This is a genomic window from Desulfurobacteriaceae bacterium (genome assembly GCA_039832905.1).
Lineage (GTDB): Bacteria > Aquificota > Aquificia > Desulfurobacteriales > Desulfurobacteriaceae > Desulfurobacterium.
Genome location: JBDOLX010000077.1, coordinates 1 through 4,261 on the forward strand (window position 1 = coordinate 1; position 4,261 = coordinate 4,261).

Here is a 4,261-nt window from a genome sequence, read left to right on the forward strand (position 1 = left end):
AGTTTGCTAAAAAGTGGGGATTTTCTGACAAATACATCGCAGAACTTTTAGGTGTTTCTGAAAAAGAAGTAAGGGAAAAGAGGAAAAAAGCTACTCCTGTTCTTTACAAAACTGTAGATACCTGTGCAGGGGAATTTGAAGCTTATACACCTTACTATTACTCTACTTACGACGGAAGAGAATGTGAAGCCAATCCAACTGAAAAGAAAAAAGTAACAGTTTTTGGCTCAGGACCAAACAGAATTGGACAAGGAGTAGAATTTGACTACTGCTGTGTTCACGCGGTCTGGGCTTTAAGAGAACTTGGATATGAAGCCCATATGGTAAACTGCAATCCAGAAACCGTTTCCACCGACTATGACACATCGGACAAGCTATTCTTTGAACCCCTTACATTAGAAGATGCCTTAAACATAGTAGAAAAAGAGAAACCAGAAGGGGTTATAGTTCAATTTGGAGGACAAACTCCTCTTAAACTTTCCGTTCCTTTAGAAAAGGAAGGAGTAAAGATACTTGGAACTTCTTCTGAAAGCATCGATATTGCAGAAGATAGAGAAAGGTTCCGTGAACTTCTAAACAAGCTCGGTTTAAAACAACCTCCTTCCGGTATAGCAAGGTCTTTAGAAGAAGCTGAAAAAGTAGCTTCTGAGATTGGATTCCCCGTTCTGATGCGTCCCTCTTACGTTCTTGGCGGAAGGGCGATGAGAATCGTTTACGATATAAACGAACTTAGAAGGTATATGACAGAAGCAGTTGAAGTTTCTGAAGATAAACCAGTCCTAATAGATAAATTCCTTGAAGATGCTGTTGAGTTTGATGTTGATGCCGTCTGTGATGGCAAAAGAGTTGTTATCGGTGGAGTAATGGAACATATCGAAGAAGCGGGCATTCACTCTGGAGACAGTGCTTGCGTTCTCCCTACATTCTCTGTTCCAAAAGAAATAGTTGAAAGGATCAAGGAAATAACAAGAAGAATCGCCCTTGAGCTTAATGTCAAAGGACTTATTAACATTCAATTTGCAGTGAAAGACAACGAAATTTACATAATTGAGGTTAACCCAAGAGCTTCAAGAACAGTTCCCTTTGTAAGTAAAGCTACAGGTGTTCCTCTTGCAAAAATAGCCACAAAAGTGGCTATGGGTAAAACTCTTGATGAACTTGGAGTTAAAGAAGTTGAACCCCAATACTATTCCGTAAAGGAAGCCGTTTTCCCATTCAATAGATTCCCTGAAGTTGATCCTGTTCTTGGACCAGAGATGAAATCAACCGGTGAAGTAATGGGAATTGATGATGACCTTGGAATAGCCTTTTACAAGGCCCAACTTGCTGCAGGTTCAAGGCTTCCTGTTGACCCATCAAGAGGAAAAGTCTTCATAAGCGTAAAAGACAAGGACAAACCTAAAGTCTTTGGAATAGCTAAAAAACTTGCCGATATGGGCTTTAAAATTGTTTCAACAGAGGGAACTTACAAGTTTCTAAAAGAGAAAGGAATTCCTACAGAACTTGTTTACAAAATCCAAGAGGGAAGACGTCCAAACATTGGGGATTTAATCAAGAACGGAGAAATCACCCTCATAATCAACACTCCATCTGGAAGAAGAAGTACAAAAGATGCAGTAAGCATAAGAAGACTTGCCGTAAACTATGGCATTCCTTACTACACAACAATAAGGGGCGCCCAAGCAGCTGTTATGGCAATAGAGTCAATGAGAAGAAGACAACTTGATGTTAAATCACTTCAGGAATACTACGCGGAAAATTAATAAGGAGGAAAGATGTCCGAAGAAAAAAAGGATCAGAAAAAGCAACCACAAGTAATCGTTGGAAGCATGCCATATAGAGTTTCTATGGCTGAGGTTGATGCATACGGCGTTATGTACTATTCAAGGTTTTTTGAAATATTTGAAAGGGGAAGAACTGAGCTTTTTAGAGCTCTTGGATTTGAATACAAAAAGATTTTCCAACAGAAGCAAATTTTAATGCCAGTTGTAGAAGCCGCTTGCAGATACATGGCTCCAGTAGTTTACGATGACCTTTTAACTGTTGAAACTGCAATAACAAACATTGGCTCAAGAGGAATAAGATTTGACTACAGAATATTAAGAGATGATGTCGTGTTAGCAGTTGGCTTTACTCAACACATTTTTATCGATCCTCAGGGAAGACCTATAAACTTTGGAAAAGAAATTGTAGAGGAACTTAAGAAGAAAGGTCTTATAAAGGAAGGAGAACAAGCTCTTCAAGAAAATGAAACTAAAGAGGAAAACCTTTCCGACAAGCTTAAAAAACTTGTTGTAGAAAGGATAAAGAACGAAGACAAGCCAAACTAATAAACAGAAAAATCTCTTAAGGGGGATATTTCCCCCTTTCATCCACTTTCCTTATTTTCCTTCCACACATATTTTTTTAAACCCACTTTAAGGAGTTTTCATGAAAAAAAGGGGACTAAAGGCTATTTTGGAAAGGAGAAAAAGAAAAGCGTTTGACCATAAAAATGAAGTAATGATAGGAAAAATTGTTGGTGTCCATGGTATAAAAGGAGATGTTAAAGTTAAAGCCGAGTCAGACGTTTTTGAAAGACAAATAGAAGCGTTGGATACTATACCCATCTATAGAGGCACGAAAAAAGAAGAACTAAAAATAGAAAGAATAAAACCTTACAAAGATCTTTACATCATAAAGTTTAGAGAAATTACAGATAGAAGCGAAGCTGAAGAAAGGATAGGTGGAGAAATCTGGATAGATAAGAGTAAGCAAGTTGAGCTTGAAGAAGATGAATTCTACTTTTCAGATTTAGTAGACTGTGAAGTGATAACAGAAGATGGTAAAAAGGTTGGAATAGTAAAGGAGATCTTAGAGCAACCGGCAAGCCACATCTTGGAAGTAGAAAAGGAAGATAAAAATACTGTTTTAATACCATTTATTAAAGAATTTGTAAAAGATGTAGACATCAAAAATAAAAAAATCGTTGTTTCCTTAATAGAAGGTATGGAATGAGAATAGATGTTCTTACAGTCTTACCGAGGATTTTTGACTGCTTTTTAAGGGAAGGAATTATAGGTAAAGCTGTTTCGAGCGGTAAGGTAGAAGTTAACATAGTTAACATACGCGATTTTGCCTTCGATAAACACAAAGTCGTTGACGACGTTCCTTATGGTGGCGGACCAGGAATGGTCTTAAAGCCCGAGCCAATCCTTAGGGCCTATGAAGAGCTTACTAAATCCTCGGAAAAACCTTTTGTTATTCTTACAGAGCCTTGGGGAGAAACTTTTACACAAAAGTTGGCTTTAGAGCTTTCAAAGAAAAAAAGAATAATGATTATTTGCGGAAGGTACGAAGGTGTTGATGAAAGAGTGAAATCCATCGTTGATAAAGAGATTTCAATAGGGGATTTTGTCTTGACAGGTGGAGAACTTCCGGCAATGGTAATGATGGACGCAATAATAAGGCTTCTACCGGGAGTTCTTGGGAATGAGGAAAGCTTAAAATCGGATTCTTTTATGGATAGAGGACTTTTAGGTTATCCAAATTACACTCGGCCAAGAGAATTTAAAGGAATGAAAGTTCCAGAAGTCCTTCTTTCAGGACACCACAAGAAGATAGAACTTTGGAGAAAGGAACAAGCTTTGAGAAAAACCTTCGAGAGAAAACCTGAGGTAATAGAAAAACTAAAAAAAGAAGGAAAACTAACAAAAGAAGAGTTAAAACTCTTAGAAAAAATAGAGAAGGAGTTAAATGGTGAACAAAATTGAAATCTTTACAAAAGATGGAATGCTCTTAGCAAGCTGGGAAGTTGAAAAGGATATATGTCAAAAGTTTTCCCTCCTTAAAGATGAGGAAATAGTTTTTGAAATTGTAGGAATGTTAATAGTAAATCTTAAAGAAGAAACAGGAATGGAATTCACACCAAATATGATTTTAAACGAATTAAGTAAAGTAGTTGTATGCGGAAGGGAAATTAAGATTTAAGGGCGGAACCTCCGCCCCTTTTATATGCCTCAGCCAAACGCTGAACAAGAAGAACCAGAAGAATTTCCACCACTTTCTCCACCACCTACACTACAGGCCGAAACTTTCTTCGCAACTTTACTGGATCCGCACTCTGGACACTTTACTTCACTAATTTTCGAAAAAGACACGACAAACTTTTCAAACTCCTTTCCACACTCCTCACACTTAAATTCGTAAATTGGCATTCTTTAACCTCCACAAAATTTAAAATCTTACATTAATTAATCTGTTTTTCTACACTCACATGTCA

Annotated in this window: 6 protein-coding genes; 5 read left to right on the forward strand and 1 reads right to left on the reverse strand. The window is 37.3% G+C overall.

What is annotated here, in order from left to right; translation table 11 throughout:
- The 5 genes from carB to ABGX27_05630 form a co-directional block, all read left to right on the forward strand.
- Positions 1–1,763 (forward strand): carbamoyl-phosphate synthase large subunit (gene carB, locus ABGX27_05610; protein MEO2068971.1); only part of this gene is annotated, 1,763 nt, incomplete at its 5' end.
- Between the two features lie 12 nt (positions 1,764–1,775).
- On the forward strand, positions 1,776–2,330 hold the full coding sequence (locus ABGX27_05615) for a thioesterase family protein (protein MEO2068972.1): 555 nt from the start codon (positions 1,776–1,778) through the stop codon (positions 2,328–2,330).
- A gap of 100 nt (positions 2,331–2,430) precedes the next feature.
- Positions 2,431–2,997 carry a ribosome maturation factor RimM gene (gene rimM / locus ABGX27_05620; GenBank protein ID MEO2068973.1) on the forward strand — a complete coding sequence of 189 codons (567 nt, stop codon included), beginning with the start codon at positions 2,431–2,433 and terminating at the stop codon, positions 2,995–2,997.
- Positions 2,994–3,752 carry a tRNA (guanosine(37)-N1)-methyltransferase TrmD gene (gene trmD, locus ABGX27_05625; GenBank protein ID MEO2068974.1) on the forward strand — a complete coding sequence of 253 codons (759 nt, stop codon included), beginning with the start codon at positions 2,994–2,996 and terminating at the stop codon, positions 3,750–3,752. The genes rimM and trmD overlap by 4 nt, the downstream gene beginning before the upstream one ends.
- Complete coding sequence (locus ABGX27_05630) at positions 3,736–3,969, forward strand: hypothetical protein (protein ID MEO2068975.1); 234 nt, start codon at positions 3,736–3,738, stop codon at positions 3,967–3,969. The genes trmD and ABGX27_05630 overlap by 17 nt, the downstream gene beginning before the upstream one ends.
- 29 nt (positions 3,970–3,998) lie before the next feature.
- Here ABGX27_05630 and ABGX27_05635 read toward each other — a convergent pair whose 3' ends face one another.
- Positions 3,999–4,196 carry a zinc ribbon domain-containing protein gene (locus ABGX27_05635; GenBank protein MEO2068976.1) on the reverse strand — a complete coding sequence of 66 codons (198 nt, stop codon included), beginning with the start codon at positions 4,194–4,196 and terminating at the stop codon, positions 3,999–4,001.
- Between the last annotated feature and the right edge of the window lie 65 nt (positions 4,197–4,261).